Raw genomic sequence first — 26,352 nt, 5'->3', positions numbered from 1 at the left:
GTGCGCCTCTATCTGTCGTCGTACCAACTGGGTTCTCATCCGGAGGAATTCGTTGATCTGGTCTCTGGTGGGCGCGCTGGCTGGGTGATCATGAATGCGCTCGACGGCGCGTCGGATCAGCAACGTCGGGTCGATGACGTTGGGCGCCAGATCAACCAGTTGGCAGCGATCGGGCTGCGTGCGCGGAACGTCGATCTGCGGGATGGCTTTGAGTCTGCGGACCGACCGGACTACGTGTGGGTGCGTGGCGGGAACGTGTTCACCTTGCGTATGGCCATGGCCCGCAGCGGCTTTGATGCTTGGGTCAGCGCCCGGATCCTCCAGGATGATGTGGTGTACGCCGGGTTCAGCGCCGGGCCGTGCGTGTTGGCTCCCAGCCTGCACGGTCTGGAGCGTTGTGATCCGACGGACGACGCGATCGCGGCGTACGGCGAGGTCCGCTTCGACGGTCTGGGCATCCTCGACCGTCCTGTCGTGCCGCACCTGGACTCGCCCGGTCATCCCGAGACGGACCTGCTCGCCGCGGTTGCTGCATCGTATGACGCTGCGGGGCAGAGGTATTGGGCGTTACGAGACGGGCAGGCGTTGGTGGTCGACGATCAGGGAGAGAGGATCGTGTGATGTCCAGGTTCCAACGGATTCACGCCGACTATCTCAGCCGGGTGGGCGTTGAGTGCGGGTTGTTTGTCGCCGTCGATCACCTTCGACGTGCCGGACGGCTGTCACCCGACGACGAGGCGTTATGGCTCGCAATCGATGACTGGTTCATCGCGAATCTGCCTGAGCCGCCGCACTATTGCGATGGCAACGCCGTCGGGGTCGTCACGTGGTTCAAGACGCCCTTGCCGGCCGCGATGCGACGGCGGGTCGAGGTCGGGACGAGTCTGCTGAGCAAGTACGGCGTGCCCTGGTCGATCAGCGAGTCGGATGACCCGGGAGAGATCGTCTATGAAGACGATTTCCAGGTGGCTGTCATTCCGCCGGTTCGTGGCCGGCCGTCCCCGTTACCGGCAGGTGTCACCCTCGGGCCGACGTCGGGCGGTTCGAAGCAGAGCTTCGGGACGGACGCTTCTGCGGCCGCGCGGCGCCACCTTGCCTACTACGCAACGGAACTCGCCGACCGTGCGAATCGTCCTGCGCCGCCAAGCCGGCAGCGGCAGTTGGCCGCCTTCATCGGTCAGTGTCACGCGCGTGGTCTCTCGATGATCCTGGAGGTGGGCTGCGGGGGCGGTCGGGACGGTGTGGCTCTGCGGGATGCTGGATTTTCCTATCGCGGAGTCGATCTCACGCCCGAGGCGATCGACATCTGCGCGGAGCGTGGGTTGTTGGTGACCGTTGCGAGCGCTGCGGAGTTGCCGTTCGAGGAAGACTCGTTCGACGCCGTCTGGACGATGAGCACTCTGATGCATCTGGACGGCGACGGGTTCGACCGGGCGGTCGCGGAGGCGGGGCGCGTCGTACGTCCCGGTGGCCTCATCGCGGTGGGGCTGTGGGGCTCCGAGCCGCCGCAGCGCCGGGTCGACGAGCACGGTCGACTCTTCGTGCAGCGGTCCGACGACCAGGTGCGCGAGGCGCTCTCGATGATCGGCTCAATCGAGTCGTTCGAGACCGGTGAGTGGTTTGACGGTGGCGGGCACTACCAGTTCGGCATAGTGGTCGCCGGTGGCAGTGCACTCGATTGACGACGGGGGCCATGTGTTCAACCGCTGGATGACATTCGCGCGATTGGGTGGCGGGCTCGCCCTGCTGGCCGCGATGGCTACGGGGTGCTCCAGTAGCAGCACCCAGTCAGGGACATCAACCGCACTGGATCCGGACACGGTTGCTGCTCGCACCGTGGTGGAGCAGTTCGTCACGGCGTGGTCGCAGAGCGACGTAGCGGCGATCTGCCGCACGACAAGTAGCGCCGCCGAACAAGACAGTTGCTGGAAGACGGTCGAGAACCTGAAGCCATCCGGCAAGGATCTGCGGATCGGCGAATTCGCGGTCCGCCTCACGCCGCATCCCATCGGCCTGGCGTCCGCGACGGGGACGTGGTGCATCGTGGGTCGGTGCACGACTGTCGACCCGCCGGGTAAGTCGCTGCCGGACCCCTCTTCGGCGCAGTTCGACACCGATTGGAACGCCGCCCAGTTCAAGAGTGCCTCCGCGGGCAGGCTTCTCTTCTCCCTGCAGAAGCATTCCGGGAAGTGGTACGTCCAGGTCGGTGGCTAGCTCTATCCACAGACTTGTTCGTGGTCGGTTGGTTGTCGGTGCTGAGTCGTAGGGTGGTTTTCAGATGCAGGGTCGAGACACCGGGGAGGGGTGACGCGATCGTGAAAATCACCGAACGTGATTCTCTCAGCGCGCATTTGGCTACCGCCGGTGTTGTTGGGTGTGCGTCGCCGGCAGTTGTTTCGACGCGGTCACCGGCTGCGATCGCGGCTCAGCCGGCCCCGGACCCGGTGGACCTGCTCCTCGACGAGTTACATGACGTGCTTGACCGGTTCGGTGGTTTGCCGGCGTGGGAGGGCATGTCGGTGGAGTCGGCGCGGCGGGCTTCGGGCCGGTTGGGTTCGGCCAAGGCGCGCATCGATGGTGTGCTGGTGTCGGTGGCGTCGGCTTTGCGGTCGGCGGTGACGTCCACGGGTGTTTCGGTGGCGGAGGTGTCCTCGATCATGTCGGGGGAGTTCGGTGGTGACCGGCGGGACGCGCAGGCGTTGGTGACTCTTGGCGAGCAGTTGCAGCAGGCACCGGCGACGGGTTCGGTGTTGAGTAGCGGTGGGGTGTCCCGGGATCAGGCGGGGGTGATCGCCCGGGGGGTTGGCGGCGTTGCCGGACACGGTGTCGCAGGCGGACCGGGACGCGGCGGAGCAGGCGTTGCTGGCGGCGGCACCGACTTCGACGTTGACGGATCTGCGGCGGCGGGCGACGCGGATGCGGGAAGCGTTCGAGGACGTCGCGGACGCTGATGCGCACGAGGATGCGCAGTTGGTGGATCAGGAGCAGGCGGCGTGGGCGCAGGCCTCGTTCTGGATGCGGGAACACAAGCCGGGGTTGTTCAAGGGTGGGTTCACGCTGCCGGAGTTGCAGGCGCAGATGCTCAAGACGATGTTGGAAGGCATCAGCGCGCCACGGCGCTTCCACCTGGAAACCGCTGGCCGCGGCGACACGACGGACCAAGGTGCTCAGACCAGCGCTGGTCAGGCGGAGGATGCTGGGGCCGGTGGCGGTCGGGATAGCGGTGGTGCGAAGGGTCACGACGCTGCGGCAGTGGCGCCGGACTGGGCACAGGACGGTGCGTCTGGTGGTCGTGAGGGCGGGGCTGTTGCGGAGCCCGTGGCGGGTGGTCACGGGTGGGCGGTGACCGGGGCGCAGGCGGATGCGGAGATTGATGCTGCGGAGCAGGCGGCGGCCGGTGGGTTGCCGATGGACACCGCACACCGGCAGGGTCGGGCGTTGGCGCAGTTGTGTGAGCATTTGCCGTTGGACAAACTGCCCGGAGCCGGTGGTGTTTCGGCGGTGCTGACGGTGAACCTGGATTACGAGACGTTGGCGTCGGGGGTGCGGGCGGCGACGTTGTCGACCGGGGGACGGATCAGTGGCAGCGAAGCGCGCCGGATCGCGTGTAACGCCGATTTGATTCCGCAGGTCTTCGACGGTGCGTCGTTGCCGTTGGATCTGGGCCGGGCGAGGCGGTTGTTTACCAAACACCAAAGGGGGGGGGGGGGGAAACGGTACGGCGGGTGTGCTTTTCCTGAGTGTGATCGACCACCGGGCTGGACTGAGGGTCATCACTGGCGAGAACCCTGGGCCGCTGGCGGCACCACGGACCTGGAGGACCTGGCACCGTTATGCGCCTCGGACCACCGCCGGGTCCATCACGAACACATTCCGGTCCGGATGCGCGGTGGGGTGTTGGAGTTCTACGTGGCGCCGCGCGGTGGTGGTCCCAAACAATGGCGAAGCAACAACCGCTGGCGCGTCGGACCGCTCGCGCAGTGAACCGGTAAGGGGCTCGCGCACTAAGGGATTCGCGCGGCGGTGGCTCGCGCGGCGGTGGTTGGCACGGCGGGGGTTCGCGCGGCGGTGGCTGGCGCGGCGGGGGGCCGCTGAGCGGATCAGCCGGGCGGGTCGAACCAGACGAGCGTTTGTTCTATGTCCGGGTGGTCGTGCGGTCGGCGTACCTCGTGGACGTCCGGCCAGCCCCAGGAGCGCAGGGTCGCCGCAATGCCGGGTACGCCGCGGTCCTCGTTGGTCTTGCCGACGATCAGCCGGCCGCCCGGTGCGACGACGTGATCGACCAAGTGCTGAACGAAGTCGGGTCGGCGGTCAATAGGCACGTACTCGAGACCGGTACGCACCAGATCGAAGCGCATCGGCGGTTGCCATGACGCGGCATTGGCGTGCCAAATCCGCTGCGCCCACTGCGGGTAGCGGGATCGGGCAAGGTCAGCAAACGCGGCTGAGATGTCTATGCCGTAGGGCTCGACGCGTCGTCCGCGATCAACCGACCAGCGGTGGACCGACGCCATCAACAGCCCGTTGGCGCAGCCGACGTCCAGGAAGGTGCCGTCCCGATCGATCGCCTCCATGACGATCGATCGGGACCGCTCCCATTCATCGGCGGTGCCGGAGTGGCCGGAGCCCATCCGTTCGTCACCGGCGAGGTACGCCGGTTCGACGATGGCAAGGACCCGCCGGTGCCACTCGTCCTGGTCGATCTGGCCGTCGGCATACGCCGCGTCGATCGGAGCGAGAAGGTCGTAGCCGTGTGCCTTGGCCTGTTCCCTGTCTCGATCCAGGTTCCGTGGATCAGCGGGCAAGGGCGCCCATCGGGTCCCAGGCCGGAAGCACGATCGGCTCCTGGTCGAGCGCGGACTGGAGGTCGGCGGGCAGGGCGTCGCGGCGTACGGCAATCTCGAAGACGTACTCGCCGAACCAGCTGTCGTTCATGGTCATGAAGCCCTTGTCGCCCTTCTCCGAACCCCAGCTGTTCTCGACGCGCCACCGGCGCGGCGCGTTGTCCAGCAGGTCGACCCCGGTGAACAGCATGGCGTGGGTCATCAGCGACTCGTGGTGCAGCAGCCGGTCCGCCTTGCCGAGGTCCGAGGTCACGTTGTAGATCGCGTCGTAGTCGAAGAGGTTCGCGTCCCAGATGCCGCGGTCGGCGTCGCACATCTGTGAGGTGTCACAGCCGAACCACACCGGCTCACCACCCGAAATCGCTGCGATGGCAAGCTTTTTCATCAGGTCCACCTCGATGTTGAGGTAGGTGACCGGGCGGGCGCCGACCACGTTGCCGAGGTGATCGACGGTGAACGTCTTGCCGTACTCGTGGCGCGGGTCGTTCACGACGCACACGTAGTCCTCGAGCGGGATCGTGACGTATTCGGTTGCGAACTCCTGCGGAGTCATCGAGCCCTTGCGGTGGAAGCCGGAGTCCTTGTCCTTCCACTGCCACACGAAGGACTCCGGGGGAGTGCCCAGGTGGATCGACAGCAGGCGATGGACCGTGGCCAGTACGTCGGCCTTGGCCTGACCGAGCTCCTCACCGGAGGCGCCGTCCGCTGAGCGCTTGCGCAGATCACGGGCTGCCTGGCGCAGTACGACGGACAGGTCCCGGTTCATCAGGTGCGTGTTGCTGGACGAGTTCGTCTCCGGCATCGCGGTTTTCGGCACCAGGCCGTGCTTCTCCACGAGCGCGACGAACATGTTCCACTGCCCACCGTCCTCGGCGGGAGTGCTGAACAGGTGGGCGACGGTGCGGTCGTCCACGTCGTCACCGGCGGTCTCGATGATTGCTTCGAGCCAGAAGTTGGCCTTCTCGAACTTGTCCCAGAAGAGCAGGTAGTTCTGGGAGAACTGGAAGTCCTTGACGTCCAGCTTCTTGGCGGCGCCCGCCCGCAGGAGGTTGGTGCCGGCGAACAGCCAGCAGCGGCCGCTCTTCTCCTGGTTCGTGGCGTCCCAATCGTCCAGCAGTTCGGAGACCGAGTGGTCGATGGAGGTGACGACCCGACGGTCGATCGCCACTTTGTCGATCGAGGTCGTCGCCACGGCGTTCTGCAGCAACCGGGCGGTCGGATCCGCGTCGAAGTTCTTGGTCAGCTGTTCGGTGAAATCAGGTGTCAGTTCAGCAGTCACCATTCGATGCTACGTCCGGCGTCGAGCGCGTGGTCACTTGTCGTGACGGAAGGTCATGGTCTTGCCGTCCGGGCCGGTCCAGGTGACGGTCGATACCAATCCATCCGTGTACTGCTTCTCGTTCACCGAAGCGATGGCGTACAGCATGACGTCGGTTCCTCCCGTGGGCGTTGCCTGGACGTGAAACGTCGGAGCGTTCTTGGCCGGGACGACCTCGATGTTGGAAACGGGACCGGGCCTTACGGTCAGCCACACCGCCGTCATTGACTTGGCCGGGTCACCGAACGCGACGTCGAGGGTACAGAACCCGTCATCGCCCGATGTCGTCGTCGACGAGCTGCCACCACCTCCGCCGGATGTTATGACGCCGCAGGTCCCAAGGGTGGGGAAACTCCACCCGCGAAGGGTTCGGTCGTTGAACGTTCCAGGTAGGTCGACTACCTGCGCCACTTCTCCGGTCGATGCCTTCAACTGACCACCGGTCGTCCACCACGTAACGTATTCCACGTCCTTCGCCGGGTTGATGCGCCTCTCGGTGACAAAAACGGCCGCGGTCGTCCCATCGGGAAGCACGACACCGTCGCTGATCATGCCGCCCGCCTGGTTTGTCGGAGCGAGTTCCAGATCGGCGGAACGAGTGTCGGCGGGGACCGGTCGGACAACGACCGTCTGGTTACGGTCGTTGGTGGCTGACCCACCGTCCTTGAACTGGGCAACCTCCGGCAGATTCACCGAACCGCCCTTATCGATGCGCCGGATGCGCAGGATGCCGTCTTCCCGATACACCTGGTACGTCGTAGACGGTGTGGGCGGATCGTCGGCCTTGGACATAGCTGTCGACGTCATCTCGTCGAGGGGCATTGCGGCCTCGTCGCCAGTGCGTTGGAAGAACGATCCGAACGTGGAACTCTTCGACGAATGTGCGGGCATCGGTGAGGGGGACGAGGAGTTGGGCAGCGCCGTACCCACGGCGATCGCGACAGCGGCAGCCGCGGCGAGCGCGCCGGTGCCGGCGCCCCACAGAGCCCGGCGTCGGCGTACCTTGCGCTGGCCGGAGGCAACCACCGAGTCAGCGGACACGGACATGGTGGGCGCGTCCAGGTCGTGGAAGAGCTCTTCGAGTTCGACGCTCATGACGCCGCTCCCTTCGAAGATGGGGTGTCGGATGGAACGAGGGTGCGCAGCGTGGCCAGGCCGCGGGAGGCCGAACTCTTGACGGTGCCGAGGCTGACGCCGAGTGCATTGGCGGTCTCCTCTTCGGAGAGGTCCGCGTAGTAGCGAAGGACGACGCACTGGCGTTCGCGCAACGGCAGATGGCGCAGGGCACGAACCAGATCGGCCCGGGCGTCGACCGTCCCGCCCTCGTCGCGTGCGGCCGAGTCAGCGACGTCAGAGGTCACGATCTCCTGGCCGGTACGGCGCCAGCGGTCGGTGCGCAGATTGAGCATCACCTTGCGGGTGTAGGCCCACGGCGCCTTCTTGGCGCTGCCCCACTTGCTGTAGACGCGGGCGAGGGCCTCTTGGACCAGGTCCTCAGCTACGTGCGGATCGCCGGTCAGCAACCAGGCGGTCTTCAGCAGGTGCGGGCTGCTCGCCTGGACGAATTCGACGAACCGCGCCTGTTCAGCCGCGTCCACGTGGCCCCGATGTCATGGTCATACCGAAACAGACGCACAGCAGGCGCAAAAGGTTGAGTCAGGCAGGCGGCGCATTCCAGGCTTGTACCTTTTCGTCGGGACCGGTCCATGTGACCTTGCTGAACGGCGCGTCTGACCCGGCGCCGCTGCCTGGGGCGAGGGTCCCCAAACCCCACAGCACCACCCGCGACGTGCCGGGGATAGTCGCTGACACGAGCATCGGATTCGTCACGTCGGGCGCGGGAACGCCGTGCAGCTTGCTGATCGGCCCGTCGACCGTCTGAGTCCACTCCGCTTGGTCATCCGCGGCGGAGAGGTTCGTTGGGCACTGTCCGTCCGTCATCCCGGTCGCGGACCCTCCCGTTCCCTCATCGAACCCGCAGTAGCCGTTCTTGGTGAATTCCCAGTAGGTCGCCTTCCGGTCACCGGCAGACAGCGTCACTGTCTTCGCACTCTCGCCGGTCGAGGACGCGAGGTGGCCGGAGGTCGTGCGCCACCAAGCGAACCCCGCGTCCGACGCCGGCACGGTCGTGCCGATCCAGAAGACGCCCGCCTTGCTTCCGTCGGGCATCGTCAACCCGCCGCCGTCGGAGAACCCGCCGTCGCCGAAAACCTCGTACGCCACTCGCACGTCAGCAGGCAGCGGACGAACCACCAGCGATTGCTGGCGATCGGTGGTCATGGAGCCACCGCCCGCGAGCTTCGCGACCAACGGCAGCAGCACCTGACGAGTCCCTTCGACCCGGCTCAACCGCAGTACGCCGTCCAGTGTGCTGACGGCGTACACGGTCTCCGGAGTCATCTCGTCTCCATCGCTGCCGACAGAACTCACCGGGATGGCCGATGAGCGCACCTGCCCGACGGGTAGACCATTGCTGTTGCTGAAGAAGCTCTGCTTGATCTGGTCCCTGGGGTTGGTGTCGATGCTCTGGGTCGGGGTGTCCCCGGGTATCGGTCGCGGGGTGCTCTGGCTACCTCCGACCACACCCACCGTGATCGCGACAGCGGCAGCCGCCGCGACGCCAGCTGTCGCCAGCCCAGCGAACCGGCGGCGTCGGCGTACCACGTCCTGCTTGGCCGCTCCGAGCACTGACGCGGGGGACAGGCTCATCGGCGGCGCGGGCGTCTCCCGCAGCAGTTCTTCGACGTCGATGCTCATGACTGTCCCTCCAATGCCGGGTCGAGTTGCGTTCGTAGCCGGGCCAATCCGCGGGATCCGGCACTCTTGACCGTCCCGACCCCGATGCCGAGCAGATCGGCCACCTGGATCTCGGACAGGTCCGCGTAATGCCGCAGCACCACCACATCGCGCTCGCGGCGCGGCAACGTGCCCAGCGCGTTGATCAGCGCGCGGCGCGCATCGACCTGCTCCTCATCACCGGCCTTCCCAGCCTCGGGAAGAGAGTCGGAGACCACCTCCAGCCGCGTCGAGCGCCACCGGTCGGTGTTCAGGTTGACCAGCGTCTTACGCGCGTAGGACCACGGCTGCCCGTTCATCGAGCGCCACTTGCGGTAGAGCCGCACGTAGGTCTCCTGCACCAGGTCCTCCGCCCGGTGCGCATCGCCGCACAACAGCCAGGCGGTGTGCAGCAACGACGGCGAGCTGGCGGCCACAAATGCGGTGAACTCAGCGTCGTCGCGCCCGCTCATCCCCGCCCCTTATCAACGCTCATACCGGTACCTACGTCGTAACCAGTCAAAAGGTTGTGTGACAGTGAGGCATGACTTTCTCCATCGTGGCGCGGGACGCGGCGACCGGTGATCTCGGGGTCGCCGTTGCGTCCAAATTCCTGGCCGTCGGCGCCGCCGTGCCCGCCGCCCGCTTCGGCCTGGGAGCCGTGGCCACCCAGGCCATGTGCAACACCCTCTACCGGCGCGACGGGTTGGCCCGGCTCGCCGAGGGGCTCAGCGCGTCCGATGCGCTGGCTGCGCTGACCGCCGCCGACGAGCGCCGCGAATCGCGCCAGGCCGGCATCGTCGATGCCCGGGGTGGCAGCGCCACGTTCACCGGCTCGTCCGCATTGCCGTGGGCCGGCGGTCGGACCGCGCCGAACGTGGCGATCCAGGGCAACATCCTCACCGGGCCGGAGGTGGTTGATGCGATGTACGACGAGTGGCTGGCCACCGAGGACCTCCCCTTGGTGCAGCGCCTGTTGCGATCCCTTGAAGCCGGGGACGTGGCTGGCGGCGATTCGCGGGGGCGGCAGTCCGCGGCGCTGCTCGTCGTGTCGGCGACGGGTAGTTACACCCCCGGTGACGACGTGATCTACGACCTGCGGGTTGACGATCACGTGGCACCGATACCGGAGCTGGCCCGCTTGTTGGAGGTCCACGACCTGCTCTTCGGAGACTCGATCGACCTGTTGCCGTTGGAGGGTGACCTGGCGCAGGAGGTCGCGACCCGTCTGTCCAGCCTGGGATACGCGGATCTGAACACCTGGGCCGGCGTGGAGAACCTCGAGTTGCGGCTGCACCCGGATCAGATCGACGTCATCGTGCTGGGCCAGTTGCGAGCCGCCACCGCTGCGATGGGCTGAGCGGGGCGGCGGTTACCGACCCGCGCCGTGCTGGGGCTCGCCGATGATCTGATGAGCGGTCCACAGGAAGGCGGGTACGACGTCGGCCGAGCCATCAACGTACGCGCCGACCAGGGCCGAGTCCCGCAGCAGGACCAGGGCCCGGGCCACCTGCGCAGCGTCTTCGCGCCCGGTCGCTCCCACCAACTCCGAGAGGGTCTGGGCGAACCAGTCCCGGTGGACGCGGACGGCTCGCCGGACCGGGTGCTGCGGATCGGGAAACTCGGCGGCCGCGTTCAGGAACGGGCAGCCCCGCGTGTGGTGTTCCTGCACATCCTGGGCGATTCCCTGTAGGACCACCTCGAGGGCATCCTCGGGGCTGGATACGTGCGCGGCGCTGGCGGCGAAGAGGTCGCGAAGGGCGCGGTCCTCCAACTCGATATACGCCCGCACCAGGTCGTCCTTGCTCGGGAAATGCCGGTAGAACGTCGCGCGGGTGACGCCGGCCTCGGACACGAGTCGGTCCACGCCCACAGCGTGGATGCCCTCGCGGTAGAAGATCTGCGCCGCGGTCGCGAGTAACCGGGCCCGGGCGTCGGAGCGCGGAGCCTCAGACTTCTTCGTCACCGGGGGCACCCGCCGACGGTACCGGAACGCTCGTTCTTCCCGTGCACGCGACGACGCCCAAGTCATTGCGGGAGGAGCAGCCGTCCCGCTACGGTAGAACGACCGTTCTTTCTACCAATGGAGACCAGCATGTCGTCGCGTCAGCCACCGATAGTCCTCATCCACGGCCTCTGGATGACCCCGAAGAGTTGGAACGGCTGGAAGAGCCGCTACGAGGCGGCCGGTTATGAGGTGCTGACGCCGCCGTGGCCCGGTGTCAGCGACGACGTGGCGGCTCTGCGGAAAGATCCGAGCGCACTGAACGGGCTGAAGATCGGCACGATCGTCGACCACTACGCGGACGTGATCAACACCCTCGATGAGCCCCCCATCGTCATGGGTCATTCCTTCGGCGGGGTGATCACCCAGGTCCTGGTCGATCGAGGGTTGGCCCGGGTGGGGGTGGCGATCGATTCAGCGCAGTCCGCCGGCGTACCCGCCCTGCCGTGGTCCTCGATCCGGGCCGGCTTTCCCGTCCTGGGCAAACCCTGGAAAGCCCGCGGAACCGTGTTGCTGACGCCGAAACAGTTCCACTACGGCTTCGCCAACTCGCTGAGCCTGGAAGAAGCAACCGCCGTTTCGGAGGAGTTCCAGATTCCCGGACCGGGCAAGCCGTTCTTCCAAGCCGCGTCCGCGCTGCTGTTCAACGTCGGCGATACCAAGATCGACTACGCCAAGCCGGACCGCGCTCCGCTGCTGTTCATCTCCGGCAGCGAGGATCACATCGCCCCGCCGAAGGTGAACCGCAAGAACGCCCAGCGGTATCGGGGGAAGGGCACGGTGACCGAGGTCAAGGAGTTCCCCGGGCGCAGCCACTACATCGTCGGCGACCGCGGTTGGGAGGAAGTCGCCGACTTCGCCCTGGACTGGGCGGCGCGACACTGCTCGACCGCATCCTGAGCGGCTCACGCAGACAGTCCAGGTACGCCGATCACCTGGGCCCCGGCGTACCCGGACCGGGCTGTGCCACCAGCCGGGCCGCTCAGTGCTGGACCGCTCAGTGCCGGAAGGTCGCCAGCACGTCCTGCTCGGTCTGCTGGTAGGAGGAGCCGGCCCGGCCCAGCGCCCCGGAGATGTTCTCCAACGTGCGTCGGACGTTCTCCTGCTGACCCTCCCACTCATGCTGCAGCGCGGCGTACTGACCGGACGCGGAGCCGGTCCACGTGCCCTGCAGGACCTCCAGTTTGCGTCGCATGGCGCCCATCGCGTCCTGGATCTGGCCGGCGATCAGGTTCAGATCGCTGCTGTGCCGGGCGATCTCGGTGGTGTTGACGGCAAAGGTGTTGCTCATGGAATCGTCCCCCTGGTGACGACGGGCCCACCGGATGTGAGCGATACGACCACGGTAGGCGTGCCGGACAACCCGAATTCCGTTGTCCACAGAGGGATTTACTGACGCAGCAGTCCTTCGAGAGCGCGAGCTACCCCGGTCATGTATCCCGAGCGCGGGTGGTAGGTGGACCCGTCCTGGTCGGGCACGCTCGAGCCGTTGAACCACGGCTCGGCCGCACAGGCAGTGTGCGAGGCGGTGACCGGACGAAGATCCAGAAACTCTGAATCAGTCTGCACCGCAGCAGTTTTGATCGCGGTATCGAGGGTGGCAAGCGTCGCGTTGACCCAGGCAGCGTCACCATCGGTGATCGGCCACTGGGAGGGGCACTGGGGGCCGTCAGGAAGGAGTTGGGGGTAGCCCACGAGCACCACGTGTGCCTGCGGCGCCTCGGCCTTGATCGCTCCCACCGCGGACACCAGCGATGAGGTGACCCCGGGGATCTGGCTGACCGCGTTGGGTGTCGTGGCCAACACCGCGTCCTTGCACGGGGTTGGTGAGGTCGACACGGCGACGAAGCGACTGCAGCCGACCAGGGTTCCAAAGAGCCCGTTGTCGTTGACGCCGAGGGCGATGGTCACCAGTCGGGTGTCCGGGGTCAGGCCGTCGATCTGGGCCGGCGCGGTCTCACCCTGGGCGTCCTGCGGCGTGACGATGTTGCCCGTGCGTGCCCCGTTGCAGGACCGGTCCGCCAGGGTCATGCCCAGGGCCTGTGCGACCTGCCGGGGGTAGTTGTCGGCTGCCTGCGCGCAGAACAGCGCGGGTGAGGGCTGGGTGGCACCCGTGCCCGTACCCGCCGTGTAGGAGTCGCCGAAGCTGACCATCCGGCCACCCGCAAGGCCGGACATGGAGCCGGATGCAGAGCCGGATGCAGAGCCGGATCCAAAGCCGGACGCAGAGCCCGAGGCGGACCCGGGCGCGGAGCCGGATGCGGAGGAGACCGACGAGGACGTCGACGCCACGGTCGGTTCGAGGTCCGTTCGGGGGCCGTTCGCCGCTCCCGAGCACGCCGCGACCAGACAGCACAGGACGGCCGCCGCGGCCGCTGTTCGTCCCTGCTTTCTCACGATGACCACCTCACCACACGGACTGTGTAAGCCGGATCACAAATCGGGTTACCCCGAAGTAGGATCGCGTCTATGCCGGATCCGGACGTCGCTGTCAGCGCGCAGATGCTGGTGAAGGAGTACGGCAAGGGCGAGTCCGCGGTGCGAGCTCTGGACGCCGTCGATGTGCAGATCTTCCAGGCACAGTTCACCGCAGTCATGGGCCCCTCCGGATCCGGGAAATCGACGCTGCTGCATTGTCTGGCGGCGCTGGACAGCCCCACGTCAGGCGAGATCCGCTTCGGTGGGGACGACTTTGCTCGCCTGAGCGACAACAAACTGACGCGCCTGCGCCGTGAACGCATCGGCTTCGTCTTCCAGAGTTTCAACCTGGTGCCGACACTCACCGCCCGCGAGAACATCCTGCTGCCGCTGGAGATGGCCGGCCGGAAAGTGGATCGGCAGTGGTTCGATCAGGTCGTCGAGTCGGTCGGGTTGTCTGATCGGTTGAAACACCGTCCTGCCCAACTCTCCGGTGGCCAGCAACAGCGGGTGGCGTGTGCCCGGGCGCTGATCACGCGACCTGACGTGGTGTTCGCCGATGAACCCACCGGCAACCTCGACTCCGTGGCCAGCGGGCAGGTTCTGAGGTTGCTGCGGCAGGCGGTCGACGACTTCGGCCAGACGGTGGTCATGGTGACCCACGATGCGGCCGCAGCGGGATTCACCGACCGGGTCCTGTTCTTGTCCGACGGACGGATTGTCGATGAGATGGCTCAGCCGACCGCGGCCGGTGTTCTCGAGCGGATGAAGGACCTGGACGCTGCTTTCGGCCAGACCGTCGTGGTGGACACCGACCGGCCGGAACGAGCCGGGGTGTGATGTGGTCACCGCTGCGCTACGCAGCCTGTTCGCCCGTCGGGCGCGGCTGCTCATGTCTGTGTTCGCTGTCTTGCTCGGAGTGTGTTTCGCCTTCGGTTCGCTGATCTTCATCAGCACGCTGGACCGGGCCTTCTCGGCGGTGCAGTCGGGCACAGTGAGCGATGTGGTGGTCCGTCAGGCGGGCGTGCGGTCAGGTCAGGGCGAGGTCCCGGAACCGCTGGTCCCTCGCGTCGCGGCGGTGCCGGGTGTTGCGCAGGTCGATGGGCAGGTCCTGGAGAACGGCGTGTATCTGCTGGGTAAGGACGGTCAGCCGTTGGGCGCCGCGAACGTCCCCGGCAGCCTGACCAACTTTCACAACGGACGGGCAACCGGGGGCCTACCCGGTCTGGTCGTTCTCGAGGGGCGAGCACCGACCAGGGCCGGCGAGGTGGCTATCGACCCGAAGGCCGCCGCCGAGGGCGGCTACCGGATCGGCGACCAGGTCACCATCGTGACCTCCGGTGAGACCCCGGTGATCACCAAGACCCTTGTCGGTCTCGTGACGTACGGCGCTGGGGGCAGCCCCGGCGCCACTCTGGTCACGATGGACACCGCCGCCGCCCGCCAACTGTCCGCCAATGGTGAGGGTTATCAGCAGTTGTGGGTGGTGGCTGCACCTGGGATCAGCCCCGCGACACTGCGGGACCGGATCAGTGCGGTTCTGCCTGCCGGCACCGAAGCCCTGACCGGCGCCCAAGCCGCCGACCTGGACGCCAGCACCATCAACAAAGCGTTACGTTTCGTCACCGCGGCCCTGTGGGTGTTCGCCGCCACCTCGTTGCTCGCCGGGGGCTTCCTGATCGCGAACACCTTTGCCATGTTGGTGAACCAGCGCGCTCGGGAGCTGGCACTGTTGCGGGCGATCGGGGCAAGCAAAGCCCAGGTGCGCCGCATGATGCTGCTCGAAGCACTGGTCGTCGGGGTCGTGGGTGCCGCGGCCGGGTTGGTCTGCGGGTACCTCCTGGCGCGGCTGATCCGTGGCTTGTTTCGTCGGTTCGGGTACGACCTGTCCGCAACACCGCTGGTAGTGCCCTGGACCGGCGCGGTCATCGCGACCGCCCTCGGCGTGGCGGTCACGTTGTTCGCGGCCTATCTACCGGCCCGCCGGGCCAGTGCCATGTCGCCGGCGGCTGCGCTGCGGGACGACCCGACCCCGGTCGAGCGCTCGTTGTGGTTGCGCGCGGGGGCGGGGATCGGCGTACTTGCGCTGGCGGCGCTCATCCTCGCGCCCCCGGTGCGCGAGCGATTCTCCACGAATCTGCTCCTGGCAGCCGCGATCGTGCTGGTCCTCATCGGGGTCACGGTGTTGACGCCGGTTCTTGCCCGGCCGGTCATCCGTACCGGCTCGTGGTTGGGCGGACATGTCTGGGGGCAGGTTGCGCGGCTCGCCGGGACCAACGCGTTGCGCAACCCCCGGCGCACGGGGGCGACCGCTACCGCCCTGATGATGGGTACGGCGCTCGTGGCGATGATGGGGGTATTCGCCGGATCCGCGCGGACCAGTGTGGATGACCTGATCGCCGACACCTTCCGCAGTGACTACATCGTCTCGGCCGCGTACGGCGCACCCTTCTCGCCCAAGATCGCCGACAACATCCAGAAGGTGCCGGGCGTGCAATGGGTGGCCCGGGTACGCCAGGGTGGCGCCTACCTCACAGCCGGCGGTCAGCAGTCCGCCATCACGCTGGCGGCAACGGAACCAACGCCGTTCTTGCACCTGCTCGACCTGCACTTCGAGTCCGGAACGCCTGCCGACTGGCACGGCGCGACCGTCGTGGTGTCCCACCGGTTCGCCCAGACGCACCGCCTGCGGGTCGGTCAGAGCGTGGCCATCGACTTCCTCGGCAAGCCCTATTCCGTGAGGGTGGCGGGAATCATGACCCAGAGCCCGCTGGCGGTCGTGGATGTCATCACCACCATGGAGCAGTTCAACGCGATGGGCGGCGGCGGGGAGGAGCGCTTGGTGTTCGTCTCCCGCGACCCGTCGGCGAACGCCGCCAGTGTTCGCGCGGGATTGATCGCGGCGCTCGGCGGGAACACTGTGGTGTCGGTCCAGAGCCAGGCGCAGTTCGCGGCCCAGCAGCGCGAACCCATCGATCAGGTGCTGCGGGTGATCTACGCGCTGCTGGGGTTGGCGATCGTGATCGCGTTCCTGGGCATCGTCAATACGTTGGTGCTCGCGGTGGCTGAGCGGCGCCGGGAGATCGGTCTGTTGCGCGCGGTGGCGATGACCCGGGGACAGGTGCGGCGGATGGTCCGGCTGGAGGCCCTGGCCATCTGCCTGTTGGGTTCGGTGGTCGGCCTGGGCACCGGCATTCTGCTTGGCTGGCTGCTGCAGCGCTCGCAGGCCGATCGTGGCGTCAACGTCCTGGACATTCCGTGGCTGCAGTTGGCAGCCGCGTTGCTGATCGCGGTGGTCGCCGGGGTAGTCGCCGCGTGGTGGCCGGCGCGCCGCGCCGCCGCGCTACCGCCGCTGGCCGCGATCGCTACTGAATAGCCCGCCCGGGAAGGGTGCGGGCGCCTCGTGGTGGCCCGGGAGCAGTGCTCGACCGTCGACCGCCACGAGGCGCCCGGCTGGACGTTCCGGCCCCGTCACAAGCCGCACGTCCGGAGAGACTCACGACGCGGAGGAAGGGGTGTGCCGCGAGTCCCTCGTCACGACGTGCCTAGGAGGAAGCCTCCTTCAGCGTCGCCGTGACGTCCATCTTCTGGCCGCCGCGGTAGACGGTCAGAGTGACCTTGTCCCCGACTTTCTGGGCCCGCACGAAGCCGACCAGAGCATCGGAGGAGATGACGGCCGCACCGTTGAAGGCGGTGATGACGTCACCCTGCTTCAGCCCGGCGTCTGCCGCCGCGCTGCCGGCCACGACCTGATCCACCTTGGCCCCCGCCAGGGTGGCTCCGCCGGTCGTGACCGAGCCGTTCTCTGCGCTGATCCCCAACTGGGCGTGAATGGCCTTGCCCGTGCTGATCAACTGTTCCGTGACGTTCTTGACCACGGTCGTAGGAATAGCAAACCCGATGCCGATGGAACCGGACTGTGAGTTTTCTGAGCCTCCGCCGAGAGTCGCGATCGAGGAGTTGATTCCGATCAGTTCCCCGGCCTCGTTGACCAGCGCACCACCGGAGTTACCCGGGTTGATGGCCGCACTGGTCTGGATGGCGTTGGTGAAGACCGCATTGCTGGCGGTCTGCTGACCGAACTCGTCCTGGGACGACGCGGCGCTGACCTTCACCGGTCGGTTCAGAGCGCTGACGATGCCGCTGGTGACGGTGCCGGACAGGCCCAGCGGGTTACCGATGGCCATGACCGGTTGACCGACGACGACCTTGTTGACGTCGCCGATCGCGATGGGCTGCAGGTCGCTCGGCGGGTCGGACAGCTTGATGACCGCCAGGTCGGTGCTCGGGTCGGTGCCGACGATCGTCGCCTTGTAGGTGCTGTTGTCGTTCAGCGTCACCGTAATGGTGTCCCCGCTGCTACTTCCGCTGTCCAGCGTGACCACGTGGTTGTTGGTCACGATGTGACCCTCTTTGTCCAGGATCACCCCGGACCCCTCGCCGCCGGACTGGCCGTTGACCACGGTGATCGACACCACGCTGGGGGAGACCTTGGCTGCGGTGGTCGCCCAGCTCTGCACCTCCTGGCCGCCGTCGGTGACGGTGACGCTGGTGCTGGTCGTGCCGCCGCTGGTGGTGCCGGCGGCGTTGGAGTTCGAGCCATGGCTGAGCGCGTACGTCGAGCCGCTGGCCAGTGCCGCGGCGACCAGGGCGGCCAGGGGTACGGCGATCCACGGCGCCTTGCGCGATGACCGGTCAGCGGTCGTGGTGGCCGCCGGCGCGTTGTTGCTGTTGAACGCGTACTGGTCTGTCTGCGTGGGGTATTGGCCGGTCTGCGGCGCGTACTGGCCGGTTTGCGGCGGGTACTGCCCGGCGTCGTACGACGGGTAGGTGGTCTGCGGGGTGTAGGCACCCTGCGGCGGGGCGGCGTACGGGCCCTGCGGGTATCCGGTCGGGTTGTCCGGCGGGTTCTGGCCCACCGGCACCCCCTGGGTGTTGTCGCCCTGGCCGTAGATCGGCTGGGTGTTGTCGACGGGTCCCGCCGCGGCGTCGTTGCCTTCGGGGCGGTACTGGTCGTTGCTCACGGGGGTCTCCCTCACGTTGACGGTCGTGGTCTGGTCCCCATTAACCCGAATCGAGTTAGGCGACCCGTACGCCCTAGCTGTGTGAATCCTGTGCAGGCGTTTCTGCGGGCACGGTCACGTCTTCATCGTAGGGATTCTCGGTCGCGTCCGACCCGCCCGTGCCCGCGGAACCGGCCGGCAGGCTCACGGTGAAGGTCGCGCCCGGACCCGGCGTGGTGCTGCTCACAGCGACCGTCCCGTCGTGCGTGGCGACGATAGCGGCGACGATCGCCAGACCCAGACCGCTGCCGCCGTCGGCACTGTTGCGGGAGGAGTCGGCCCGGTAGAACCGTTCGAAGATGCGCTCGCGGGATGCCTCGGGCACTCCCGGGCCGTGGTCGACGACCCGGACGACCGCGGTGGAGTCGGTGGTGCCCACCTGCACTTCCAAGGGGCTGCCGGACGGGGTGTAGCGCAGCGCGTTGTTGACCAGGTTGTTCAGCACCTGCCGCAGTGCGGATTCGTCGCCGGTCACCGGTGTGGGGGCCAGTCGGCCTTGCTCACCGACCAGGCGGATGCTGCGGTCGGGGGCCACCGCGAGCGCATCCTGCACGGCGTCGGCGGCCAGGACCGTTAGGTCGACCGGGTCCCGACGCGGCGCTGGCTGCCCGTGGCGCGACTCCCGGTTGTCGAACCGGGTCAGCAGCAACAGGTCGTCCACCATGGCGGCCATCCGGGTGGCCTCACCTTCGATGCGGCCCATTGCGGAGTGCACGTCGTCGGGACCGATCGCCCCCTGGCGGTACAACTCGGCGTACCCGCGGACGGTCGCGAGCGGCGTACGCAACTCATGGGAGGCGTCGGCGACGAACTGGCGCATCCGGTCCTCCGAGCGCTGCTGCAACTCAAAGGATTGTTCGATGCGCGACAGCATCACGTTGAGGGAGTGGGACAGACTGGCCACTTCGTCGCGCGTTGCGATCTCGGGCACCCGGCGGGCCAGGTCCCCGTCGGCGATCGCCCGGGCAGTGTCCTCGATCCGGCGCAGCGGGGTCATGGCCCGCCGGACCGCGAACCACCCCAGGATGCCACCGGCCAGCACCACCCCGAAGGTGCCGAGCGCGACCACGATGATCAGCCGTTCGATGATGTCGTTGACGCGCGACATCGGCACGGCGACGGCGTACCGCGTGGTGCCGTCGGCGGCGCTGCCGGTCACGACGCGCCATCGTTCGGTGTCGTTGACCGACTTCACGGTGATCGGCGTGCCGTGCTGGCGTGTCGAGATGCTCTGCAGGTCAGGAGGATCCGAGTCGTCCAGGCTCGTCTCGAGCGTCGTGCCGTTGTGGGTCACCGACACCACGTAGGTACTGGAAGGCACCAAGGACTTCAGCGTGTCGGTGGTGATCTCGCGCTGGTTGTCCAGCGCCGTGGTCAGCGTGGCACCGATGAGGTTGGCCTCGGCCTGCAACTCCGAATCCTGACGCTGCATCAGGAAGGACCGCAACTGCACGGCGGTGGTCACACCCACACCGATCGTGGCGATCGTCAGGAAGGCGACCAGGAGGGCGGTCAGGCGAGCGCGCAGCGGCATAACGTAGGTCTACTAGACGACTGGCCGGGCAGGGTCGGCCGTGGTAGGTCGCTCGGGTCGCAGCTCAGTCGCGCGGCGCGCGCAGCACGTAGCCGACACCGCGTTTGGTGTGGATCATCGGCGGCAGTCCGTCGATGTCGATCTTGCGCCGCAGGTAGGAGATGTAGCTCTCGACGATGCCGGCCTCGCCACGGAAGTCGTAGTCCCATACGTGATCGAGGATCTGTGCCTTGGACACCACCCGGCCGTTGTTCAGCATCAGGTAGCGCAACAGTTTGAACTCGGTCGGCGAGACTTCGATGATGGCGCCCGCACGGCGTACGTCATGGGAATCCTCATCCAGCTCGAGGTCCGCGACGGTCATCACCGACTGGCCGTCGTCGTTCTGTTGCGAACGGCGCAGCACGGCACGGATGCGGGCCACGACCTCCTCCAGGCTGAACGGCTTGGTGACGTAGTCGTCGCCGCCCACGGTCAGGCCCTTCACCTTGTCCTCGACCGCGTCGCGGGCGGTGAGGAAGACGATGGGCAGTTCGTGGCCGCCGCCGCGCAACTTGCGCGTCACGTCGAACCCGTCCATGTCCGGGAGCATCACGTCCAGGACGGCCAGGTCGATCGGGTGCTGCTCGAACAGTCGCAGCGCATCGCCGCCGTTGGCGGCGGTGTGCACCTCGAAACCGGCGAACTTCAGGCTGGTTGCGAGTAGTTCGCGGATGTTGGTCTCGTCTTCCACCACGAGCAGGCGGGCCTCGGGAGCGTCCATGGCAACCAGGGTGACCCCTTTTGCTGGAAGTTTCCTGAATGTTGGGTGGATTAGTGGAGTTTAGTTAGCTGGGCTAATGAGATATGCTAACTATATGAATGGTGTGAGGACGGGCAGCGCGGTGGCGGCGGATCGGCGGCAGTTGGCGGCCGACCTGCGTGCAGTGTGTATGCGGGTGAGTCGTCGCACGCGGTTCGCCAAGGATGCGCTGGTGCCGCCGCACCAGGCGTCGGTACTCGGCAAGCTGACCGAGAACGTCCTGACGCCGAGGGAACTGGCTGACATAGAGTGCGTCAGCGCGCCCTCGATGACACGGACCGTCGGGTGCCTGGTCGACAAGGGGCTGGTGCGCCGGGAGGCCGACCCGAGTGACGGACGCCAGGTGCGGTTGTTCATCACCGATGAGGGGCGTACGACGATCGCCCGGGTCCGCGCGCAACGCGATGAGTGGATGTTGGAGCGACTGTCGGCGTTGTCCGAGCAGGAGTGTGCGGTGCTGGAGCAGGCGCAGGAGATTCTTGGCCGGGTGGTTGCTGCGTGACCGGAGGTAAGACGTTCGCTTCGCTGCAGCACTTCAACTACCGGCTGTTCTTCCTGGGTGGTCTCGCGTCCAACACCGGCACCTGGATGGGGCGCGTGGCCCAGGACTGGTTGGTGCTGACCCAACTCACCGCGCACGACGCGACCGCCCTGGGCATCGTCACCGCGTTGCAGTTCGCGCCGGTGGTGCTGTTGGCGCCGTTGGCCGGCGCCATCACGGACCGCTTCGCCAAGCGACGGATCCTGGTCGGCACCCAGGTCGGGCTCGCCGTGACCAGCCTGCTGCTCGCCGTACTGGTCATCGGGGGATGGGCCACGCTCTGGCAGGTCTATGTCATCGCGCTCCTGCAGGGTGCGGTGACGGCGCTGGACAACCCGGCGCGGCAGGCGTTCGTCTCCGAGATGGTGCCGCCCGAGCGGTTGTCCAACGCGGTGGGCCTGAACGCCACCTCCTTCAACTCCGCCCGGCTGATCGGCCCGGGCCTGGCCGGTCTGTTGATCGCCGCCATCGGGACCGGGTGGACCCTGGCGGTCAACACGGTGTCGTTCGCCGCGGTCGTCCTGGCGTTGATGGCGATGCGGGTGCACGAGCTGACCCCGGCGCCGCGGGCCAAGGGTCGCGGCGGGGTGCGCGAAGGCCTGGCCTATGTGCGCCGCCGGCCGGACATCCAGCTGATCATGTTCATCGTCTTCATGCTGGGCACCTTCGGGATGAACTTCCAGATCACCATCGCGCTGATGGCGACGACCGTCTACGGCAAGGGCGCCGAGCAGTTCGGCGCGCTGGGTTCGGTGATGGCCATCGGTTCACTGGCGGCGGCCCTGCTGGCGGCCCGGCGGGCCCGGCCGCGGTTGCGCGTGATGCTGGCCGCCCTTGCCGGCTTCACCGTCTCGGCCCTCGCGGCGGCGATCGCACCCTCCTACCTCACCTTCGCGATCGCGCTGGTGCCCTGCGGGCTCTTCGCGATCACGGCCCTCAACACAGCGAATGCCACTGTGCAACTGAGCGTTTCACCGGTGATGCGTGGTCGTGTGATGGCGCTCTACATGGCCATTTTCATGGGCGGGACCCCGGTCGGGGCGCCGCTCGTGGGCTGGATCGGTGGCACCTTCGGAGCGCGATGGACCATCGCTATCGGCGCGATCGCTGTCGGAATCTCGGTGGTGGCTGCCATGGTGTACCTCATGCGGATCAACGAGGTCGAAGTGCACATCGAGCGGTCGCCGCGGCCGCACCTGGAGGTGTCCGCGCACACCCGTGACCTGGCCGGTGCCCAGTCATGATGTCGCCCCGCTCGCGCCGCATCATCGTGATCATCGCCCTCGTGGCGCTGATCGGCGTACCCGTGCTGGCCGCCGTCCTGCACTGAGGGTCAGTAGGCGGTCTGGGCGCCGATCGTGCGCTCGGCCGTGGCCAACGCTTTCTGCACCGTCCGGTAGAGCGCCGTGGGCGCGTCCTGGTGGTCCAGCAACCAGGCCCGCGCCCCGTTGAGCACCGGGTGGGTGGCCAGGTCGCCGTCCGCGACATCGACCAACGGGAAGAGCGCGCTGACCATCCATGACGCGTCGATCTGGCCCAACGTGCGCCACCAGTCCTCGAGGCTGTCCAGGTACGCCGGGAAGTCGGCTTGCGTGTCAGCCGCGCTGAACGGTTGCCGGTAGCCGGCCAGCAACGCCCGGCGGTGATCGTTGGACAACTGCGAACCGTCCGTCAGGGACTTCCAGACCTGCTCCTTGACCGCGCGACCGGGGCGGGAGGCCACCGCCTGCGCGTACGCCGTTCGCCCCGTCATCGTGTTGTCGCCAGCCAACTGGGTGTCCAGGTCCGCGACGGACCAACTGCCAGTCGCCGCAAGGGAATCGGCCAGTCTCCAACGCAGGTCGGTGGGCAGCGTGTCGTCGGTGGCCAGCGCTGCGACCTCCTCGGAGAAGGCATCGGTCAGGGCGGCGAATCCGGCCACTCCGCGCACCCACAGCTGTCGCTGGTCCGAGCCGGGTGCGGTCTGCGGGATCTGGTCGAGGCACACGCGCAGCAGCCGCTCTGCCTGCTCGGGTCGGTGGGCCTGCGGGGTGTAGGTACCCACCGACTCCGCGGCCAGCGCCGTCAGCGTAGTGAGCATCGACGGGTTGGCCTCGGGAATCGCCTGGGTGGCGAAGGTGTCCGCGAAGACCGCCGCGGACAGACCCCCATCGCGCACCATGCCCCACAACGTCGACCAGGCAACCGCCCGGGTCAGATCCGGCGTCACCTGCGCCAGCGCCGACCCCGTGGTCTCCCGGGACCGCTCGTCGAACGAGATCACGGAGTACGTCTCATCGGCAGCGTTCACCACGATCAGGTCGGCACTCATGCCCACCGCCTCCGGCACCGCCACGGACTGCTCGGTGAGCGTCACGGGCAGGTCGGCGAGCCGGTGCAACGAACCGTCGGTGAGAGCGAACAGGCTCACCGTGAACCGGTGCGGTCGCAGCACATCCTGCCCGGTCACATGGTCGACGCCGTGCTGCTCGATCTGCAACGCGTTGATGGTGCCGTCGGCGGCCCGGGTGACGACCGGGGTCAGGTGACTGGGCCCCGAGGTCTGCCACCAGGCGCGTGCCCAGTCGTCCAGAGCGGTTCCGCTGGCCTGTTCCATCGCGGTCAGCAGATCCTTGAGCGTCGTTGAGCCGTAGGCATGTTCGGCGAAGTAGGCACGTGCTCCGGCGAAGAACGTATCCGTCCCGACGTACGTCGACAGTTGCTTCAGCGTGGCCGCACCCTTCGCATAGCTGATGCCGTCGAAGTTCTGTCGGGCCGCTTCCACGTCAGGGATGGTGGCCACGATCGGGTGGGTCGTCGGCATCTGGTCCTCGGTGTAGGCCCACTGCTTGCGACCCAGGGCCAGTTGCACCCAGCCGTCGGGGTAGTCGGTCGCCGCCTGCGATACCTGGTAACCCATCAGGTCGGCGAAGGATTCGTTGAGCCACAGGCCGTCCCACCACTGCATGGTCGCCAGGTCGCCAAACCACATGTGGGCCATCTCGTGCAGGACCACCTCGGCCCGCTGCCCGCGCTGGGCCTCCGTCGCGCCACCGCGGAAGAGGAAGTTCTCGCTCCAGGTGACCAACCCAGGGTTCTCCATCGCACCGATGTTGTATTCGGGGACGAATACCTGGTCGTACTTACCCCACGGGTAGGGGAAGCCGAAGTGCTCGTCGTAGAAGTCCAGCCCCTGCCCGGTGACTCTGAAGATGTCCGCTGCGTCGAGGTACTGGGACATCGTCTGCCGACACAGCAAGCCCAGTTCGATCTCCTGGCGGCTGCCGTCGGCGCGCTCGACGACGTGCCGGTCGGACGTGATCGCGTACGGTCCGGCGACGATGGCCAGCAGGTAGGTCGACATCAACGGCGTCTGGCTGAACCGGGTCACCGTGACCTCGCCCTGCTGCCCGCTGTCCACGGCCGGCTGGTTGCTGCGCACCTGCCACTGCGAGGGCGCGGTGACCGTCACCTCGAAGCGGGCTTTGAGGTCCGGTTGCTCGAAGCAGGCGTACACCCGCCGGGCATCGGTGGGCTCGAAATTCGTGTAGAGGTAGGTGTTTCCGTCCTGAGGGTCGGTGAACCGGTGCAATCCGTCACCGGTGTGCCGGAACGGGTAGTGCGCCACGACGTCGACGGTGTTGTGCGCCAGGAGCGGTCCCAGTGGGAGCCGGGCGCCGTCGTACCCGCTGGTGTCGATCGGCTGACCGTTCAGCGTCGCCGACTCGATCGAGTCCGCTGCCAGGTCCAGCCAGGTCTCCTCGCCGGTGGCATCGAAGGTCAGCCGCGTGTGGGTCGAGAAGGTCGTCGCGGTCGGGTCGCCAGCGTGCGTGAGATCGACACTGATGGCGTACGCCGGGTCGTGCACCACGCTCGCGCGCTGCGCGCACTCGGACTGGGTCAGGTTCAGCGCATCGGTCACGAAGAGTTAGTCAACCATGCGCGCCGGTCAGAGGCGCTCGACCACGTAGTCGATACACGCGGTCAGCGCCGACACGTCGTCGGGATCGACCGCGGGGTACATCCCGATCCGCAACTGGTTGCGGCCGAGCTTGCGGTACGGCTCGGTGTCCACGATGCCGTTGGCGCGCAGGGTGGCGGCCAGTGCCTTCGCGTCGACGCGTTCGTCGAAATCGATGGTGCCGACCACCGGGGAACGCAAGGCTGCGTCGGTGACGAAGGGATCGGCGTACGGCGAGGCGTCGGCCCACGCGTAGAGGCGCCCACTACTCTCGGTCGTCCGCGCCACTGCTCCGGTCAGCCCGCCCAGGGAATCCAGCCAGCGCAACTGGTCCAGCAGCAGCGCCAACGTGGCCAGGGCAGGGGTGTTCAGGGTCTGCTCCAGGCGTGAATTGTCCACGGCTGTCTGCAGACTCAGGCTTGCGGGGATGTAGCGGTCGGAGGCCGCGATCTGCGCGGTGCGCTCCAGCGCGGCCGGCGACATCACCGCGAGCCACAGGCCACCGTCGGAGGCCAGGCCCTTCTGCGGGGCGAAGTAGTAGACGTCGGTCTCGGCGACGTCGATCGGCATCCCGGCCGCGGCAGAGGTGGCGTCCACGAGGAACAGGCCGCCCTCGGCCGGGCGCTGGATCGGGCTGGCCGCCCCGGTCGAGGTCTCGTTGTGCGCCGTCGCATAGAGGTCCACGTCGGCAGGCGCGAGGAATGCGACCGAACCGGCCGGTGCCTCGACGATCAGCGGAGCGGTCAACCACGGAGCACCGCCGGTGGCCGCGGCGAACTTGGCGGTGAACTCCCCGAAGACCGCGTGCTGGGCACGCTCCTGGACCAGGCTGAAGGCCGCGACGTCCCAGAAGGTCGTCGAGCCGCCCATGCCGAGGATGACCTCGTAACCCTCGGGCAGGTCGAAGAACGCGGCCAGGCGCTCGCGGATCTCCTTGACGAGGTTCTTGACCGGTGCCTGCCGATGCGAAGTGCCCAGCACCGACTGGCCGATGGTCACCAGGTAGTCCAGCTGGGCCGGACGGATCTTGCTCGGCCCGGAGCCGAAGCGCCCGTCGGCAGGGCGCAACTCGGAGGGAATCACCATCTCGGCCATGGGTCAGAAGTGTGCCA

25 protein-coding genes are annotated in these 26,352 nt (G+C 67.4%); 11 read left to right on the top strand and 14 right to left on the bottom strand.

Translation table 11 applies throughout. The features are described from left to right. The 5 genes from AZH51_RS09380 to AZH51_RS09360 all read left to right on the top strand — a co-directional run bounded on the left by AZH51_RS09380 (nucleotide 1) and on the right by AZH51_RS09360 (nucleotide 3,984). Nucleotides 1-621, top strand: coding sequence for a Type 1 glutamine amidotransferase-like domain-containing protein (locus AZH51_RS09380; protein WP_291523575.1), 621 nt, complete (start codon nucleotides 1-3; stop codon nucleotides 619-621). After that, complete coding sequence (locus AZH51_RS09375; RefSeq protein WP_291523548.1) at nucleotides 621-1,682, top strand: class I SAM-dependent methyltransferase; 1,062 nt, start codon at nucleotides 621-623, stop codon at nucleotides 1,680-1,682. Before AZH51_RS09380 ends, AZH51_RS09375 begins: the two co-directional genes overlap by 1 nt. Continuing rightward, nucleotides 1,663-2,214, top strand: coding sequence for a hypothetical protein (locus AZH51_RS09370; protein ID WP_291523546.1), 552 nt, complete (start codon nucleotides 1,663-1,665; stop codon nucleotides 2,212-2,214). Before AZH51_RS09375 ends, AZH51_RS09370 begins: the two co-directional genes overlap by 20 nt. Before the next feature lie 101 nt (nucleotides 2,215-2,315). Then, nucleotides 2,316-2,951 (top strand): hypothetical protein, encoded by a 636-nt coding sequence (locus AZH51_RS09365; RefSeq protein WP_291523544.1) that lies wholly within the window; start codon nucleotides 2,316-2,318, stop codon nucleotides 2,949-2,951. Beyond that, nucleotides 2,917-3,984: an HNH endonuclease signature motif containing protein gene (locus AZH51_RS09360; RefSeq protein WP_367188039.1), complete on the top strand. Its 1,068-nt coding sequence runs from the start codon at nucleotides 2,917-2,919 to the stop codon at nucleotides 3,982-3,984. Before AZH51_RS09365 ends, AZH51_RS09360 begins: the two co-directional genes overlap by 35 nt. A 116-nt stretch (nucleotides 3,985-4,100) precedes the next feature. On the opposite strand, the gene AZH51_RS09355 is transcribed toward AZH51_RS09360, so the two are convergent. Genes AZH51_RS09355 through AZH51_RS09330 form a run of 6 tightly spaced genes read right to left on the bottom strand, consistent with a single transcriptional unit; the run spans nucleotide 4,101 to nucleotide 9,410 of the window. Next, nucleotides 4,101-4,805 (bottom strand): trans-aconitate 2-methyltransferase, encoded by a 705-nt coding sequence (locus AZH51_RS09355; protein ID WP_291523542.1) that lies wholly within the window; start codon nucleotides 4,803-4,805, stop codon nucleotides 4,101-4,103. Beyond that, nucleotides 4,795-6,123, bottom strand: a complete 1,329-nt coding sequence (locus AZH51_RS09350) for an aminopeptidase C (RefSeq protein WP_291523540.1) — start codon at nucleotides 6,121-6,123, stop codon at nucleotides 4,795-4,797. The genes AZH51_RS09355 and AZH51_RS09350 overlap by 11 nt, the downstream gene beginning before the upstream one ends. A 33-nt stretch (nucleotides 6,124-6,156) precedes the next feature. Beyond that, nucleotides 6,157-7,257: a hypothetical protein gene (locus AZH51_RS09345; RefSeq protein WP_291523539.1), complete on the bottom strand. Its 1,101-nt coding sequence runs from the start codon at nucleotides 7,255-7,257 to the stop codon at nucleotides 6,157-6,159. Further along, nucleotides 7,254-7,760 (bottom strand): SigE family RNA polymerase sigma factor, encoded by a 507-nt coding sequence (locus AZH51_RS09340; protein ID WP_291523537.1) that lies wholly within the window; start codon nucleotides 7,758-7,760, stop codon nucleotides 7,254-7,256. Before AZH51_RS09340 ends, AZH51_RS09345 begins: the two co-directional genes overlap by 4 nt. 58 nt (nucleotides 7,761-7,818) lie before the next feature. After that, a complete protein-coding gene (locus AZH51_RS09335) occupies nucleotides 7,819-8,919 on the bottom strand; it encodes a hypothetical protein (protein WP_291523535.1) in 1,101 nt (366 codons plus the stop codon). Continuing rightward, nucleotides 8,916-9,410: a SigE family RNA polymerase sigma factor gene (locus AZH51_RS09330; protein WP_291523533.1), complete on the bottom strand. Its 495-nt coding sequence runs from the start codon at nucleotides 9,408-9,410 to the stop codon at nucleotides 8,916-8,918. Before AZH51_RS09330 ends, AZH51_RS09335 begins: the two co-directional genes overlap by 4 nt. 71 nt (nucleotides 9,411-9,481) lie before the next feature. On the opposite strand from AZH51_RS09330, the gene AZH51_RS09325 reads away from it, so the two are divergent. Continuing rightward, entirely contained in the window at nucleotides 9,482-10,297 is an 816-nt protein-coding gene (locus tag AZH51_RS09325) for a DUF1028 domain-containing protein (protein ID WP_291523531.1), read from the top strand. A gap of 12 nt (nucleotides 10,298-10,309) precedes the next feature. On the opposite strand, the gene AZH51_RS09320 is transcribed toward AZH51_RS09325, so the two are convergent. Further along, nucleotides 10,310-10,912, bottom strand: coding sequence for a TetR/AcrR family transcriptional regulator (locus AZH51_RS09320; RefSeq protein ID WP_291523529.1), 603 nt, complete (start codon nucleotides 10,910-10,912; stop codon nucleotides 10,310-10,312). Between the two features lie 120 nt (nucleotides 10,913-11,032). Between AZH51_RS09320 and AZH51_RS09315 the strand changes: the two genes are divergently transcribed. Then, nucleotides 11,033-11,842 (top strand): alpha/beta hydrolase, encoded by an 810-nt coding sequence (locus AZH51_RS09315; protein ID WP_291523526.1) that lies wholly within the window; start codon nucleotides 11,033-11,035, stop codon nucleotides 11,840-11,842. Between the two features lie 97 nt (nucleotides 11,843-11,939). Here the strand turns inward: AZH51_RS09315 and AZH51_RS09310 are convergent, their stop codons facing one another. Together AZH51_RS09310 and AZH51_RS09305 are read right to left on the bottom strand one after the other, a co-directional pair. Continuing rightward, nucleotides 11,940-12,233, bottom strand: a complete 294-nt coding sequence (locus AZH51_RS09310) for a WXG100 family type VII secretion target (protein ID WP_291523524.1) — start codon at nucleotides 12,231-12,233, stop codon at nucleotides 11,940-11,942. Nucleotides 12,234-12,331: 98 nt separating this feature from the next. Further along, nucleotides 12,332-13,120: an SGNH/GDSL hydrolase family protein gene (locus AZH51_RS09305; protein WP_291523522.1), complete on the bottom strand. Its 789-nt coding sequence runs from the start codon at nucleotides 13,118-13,120 to the stop codon at nucleotides 12,332-12,334. Nucleotides 13,121-13,411: 291 nt separating this feature from the next. On the opposite strand from AZH51_RS09305, the gene AZH51_RS09300 reads away from it, so the two are divergent. Both AZH51_RS09300 and AZH51_RS09295 read left to right on the top strand, forming a co-directional pair. Beyond that, on the top strand, nucleotides 13,412-14,200 hold the full coding sequence (locus AZH51_RS09300) for an ABC transporter ATP-binding protein (RefSeq protein ID WP_291523519.1): 789 nt from the start codon (nucleotides 13,412-13,414) through the stop codon (nucleotides 14,198-14,200). Between the two features lie 52 nt (nucleotides 14,201-14,252). After that, entirely contained in the window at nucleotides 14,253-16,736 is a 2,484-nt protein-coding gene (locus AZH51_RS09295; protein WP_291523517.1) for an ABC transporter permease, read from the top strand. A gap of 169 nt (nucleotides 16,737-16,905) precedes the next feature. On the opposite strand, the gene AZH51_RS09290 is transcribed toward AZH51_RS09295, so the two are convergent. The 3 genes from AZH51_RS09290 to AZH51_RS09280 all read right to left on the bottom strand — a co-directional run bounded on the left by AZH51_RS09290 (nucleotide 16,906) and on the right by AZH51_RS09280 (nucleotide 20,720). After that, entirely contained in the window at nucleotides 16,906-18,384 is a 1,479-nt protein-coding gene (locus AZH51_RS09290; RefSeq protein ID WP_291523515.1) for a trypsin-like peptidase domain-containing protein, read from the bottom strand. A 73-nt stretch (nucleotides 18,385-18,457) separates the two neighbouring features. After that, the gene (locus AZH51_RS09285; RefSeq protein WP_291523513.1) at nucleotides 18,458-19,957 is read right to left on the bottom strand and encodes a HAMP domain-containing sensor histidine kinase; all 1,500 of its coding nucleotides are present in this window, start codon (nucleotides 19,955-19,957) and stop codon (nucleotides 18,458-18,460) included. Nucleotides 19,958-20,021: 64 nt separating this feature from the next. Beyond that, the gene (locus AZH51_RS09280) at nucleotides 20,022-20,720 is read right to left on the bottom strand and encodes a response regulator transcription factor (protein WP_291523511.1); all 699 of its coding nucleotides are present in this window, start codon (nucleotides 20,718-20,720) and stop codon (nucleotides 20,022-20,024) included. A gap of 94 nt (nucleotides 20,721-20,814) precedes the next feature. Between AZH51_RS09280 and AZH51_RS09275 the strand changes: the two genes are divergently transcribed. Both AZH51_RS09275 and AZH51_RS09270 read left to right on the top strand, forming a co-directional pair. Then, nucleotides 20,815-21,261, top strand: a complete 447-nt coding sequence (locus AZH51_RS09275) for a MarR family winged helix-turn-helix transcriptional regulator (protein ID WP_291523509.1) — start codon at nucleotides 20,815-20,817, stop codon at nucleotides 21,259-21,261. After that, nucleotides 21,258-22,544: an MFS transporter gene (locus AZH51_RS09270; RefSeq protein WP_291523507.1), complete on the top strand. Its 1,287-nt coding sequence runs from the start codon at nucleotides 21,258-21,260 to the stop codon at nucleotides 22,542-22,544. Before AZH51_RS09275 ends, AZH51_RS09270 begins: the two co-directional genes overlap by 4 nt. Before the next feature lie 89 nt (nucleotides 22,545-22,633). Here AZH51_RS09270 and pepN read toward each other — a convergent pair whose 3' ends face one another. Next, nucleotides 22,634-25,201: an aminopeptidase N gene (gene pepN, locus AZH51_RS09265; protein WP_291523504.1), complete on the bottom strand. Its 2,568-nt coding sequence runs from the start codon at nucleotides 25,199-25,201 to the stop codon at nucleotides 22,634-22,636. A gap of 27 nt (nucleotides 25,202-25,228) precedes the next feature. After that, nucleotides 25,229-26,335: a phosphoserine transaminase gene (serC, locus tag AZH51_RS09260; protein WP_291523502.1), complete on the bottom strand. Its 1,107-nt coding sequence runs from the start codon at nucleotides 26,333-26,335 to the stop codon at nucleotides 25,229-25,231. Nucleotides 26,336-26,352 lie beyond the last annotated feature (17 nt).

It is taken from the genome of Branchiibius sp. NY16-3462-2 (genome assembly GCF_001594145.1).
Taxonomy (GTDB): domain Bacteria; phylum Actinomycetota; class Actinomycetes; order Actinomycetales; family Dermatophilaceae; genus Branchiibius.
Note: the sequence above shows the minus strand (reverse complement) of the source record. Positions and strands in the feature narration are given on the sequence as shown.

Excerpts from the sequence above, each read along its gene's own strand:
- AZH51_RS09375 (WP_291523548.1), top strand. The coding sequence starts at position 621 with ATGTCCAGGTTCCAACGGATTCACGCCGACTATCTCAGCCGGGTGGGC.
- AZH51_RS09360 (WP_367188039.1), top strand. The coding sequence starts at position 2,917 with ATGCGGGAAGCGTTCGAGGACGTCGCGGACGCTGATGCGCACGAGGAT.
- AZH51_RS09345 (WP_291523539.1), bottom strand. The coding sequence starts at position 7,257 with ATGAGCGTCGAACTCGAAGAGCTCTTCCACGACCTGGACGCGCCCACC.
- AZH51_RS09335 (WP_291523535.1), bottom strand. The coding sequence starts at position 8,919 with ATGAGCATCGACGTCGAAGAACTGCTGCGGGAGACGCCCGCGCCGCCG.
- AZH51_RS09330 (WP_291523533.1), bottom strand. The coding sequence starts at position 9,410 with ATGAGCGGGCGCGACGACGCTGAGTTCACCGCATTTGTGGCCGCCAGC.
- AZH51_RS09325 (WP_291523531.1), top strand. The coding sequence starts at position 9,482 with ATGACTTTCTCCATCGTGGCGCGGGACGCGGCGACCGGTGATCTCGGG.
- AZH51_RS09315 (WP_291523526.1), top strand. The coding sequence starts at position 11,033 with ATGTCGTCGCGTCAGCCACCGATAGTCCTCATCCACGGCCTCTGGATG.
- AZH51_RS09310 (WP_291523524.1), bottom strand. The coding sequence starts at position 12,233 with ATGAGCAACACCTTTGCCGTCAACACCACCGAGATCGCCCGGCACAGC.
- AZH51_RS09305 (WP_291523522.1), bottom strand. The coding sequence starts at position 13,120 with ATGTCCGGCCTTGCGGGTGGCCGGATGGTCAGCTTCGGCGACTCCTAC.
- AZH51_RS09300 (WP_291523519.1), top strand. The coding sequence starts at position 13,412 with ATGCCGGATCCGGACGTCGCTGTCAGCGCGCAGATGCTGGTGAAGGAG.
- AZH51_RS09295 (WP_291523517.1), top strand. The coding sequence starts at position 14,253 with ATGTCTGTGTTCGCTGTCTTGCTCGGAGTGTGTTTCGCCTTCGGTTCG.
- AZH51_RS09285 (WP_291523513.1), bottom strand. The coding sequence starts at position 19,957 with ATGCCGCTGCGCGCTCGCCTGACCGCCCTCCTGGTCGCCTTCCTGACG.
- AZH51_RS09280 (WP_291523511.1), bottom strand. The coding sequence starts at position 20,720 with ATGGACGCTCCCGAGGCCCGCCTGCTCGTGGTGGAAGACGAGACCAAC.
- AZH51_RS09275 (WP_291523509.1), top strand. The coding sequence starts at position 20,815 with ATGAATGGTGTGAGGACGGGCAGCGCGGTGGCGGCGGATCGGCGGCAG.
- serC (WP_291523502.1), bottom strand. The coding sequence starts at position 26,335 with ATGGCCGAGATGGTGATTCCCTCCGAGTTGCGCCCTGCCGACGGGCGC.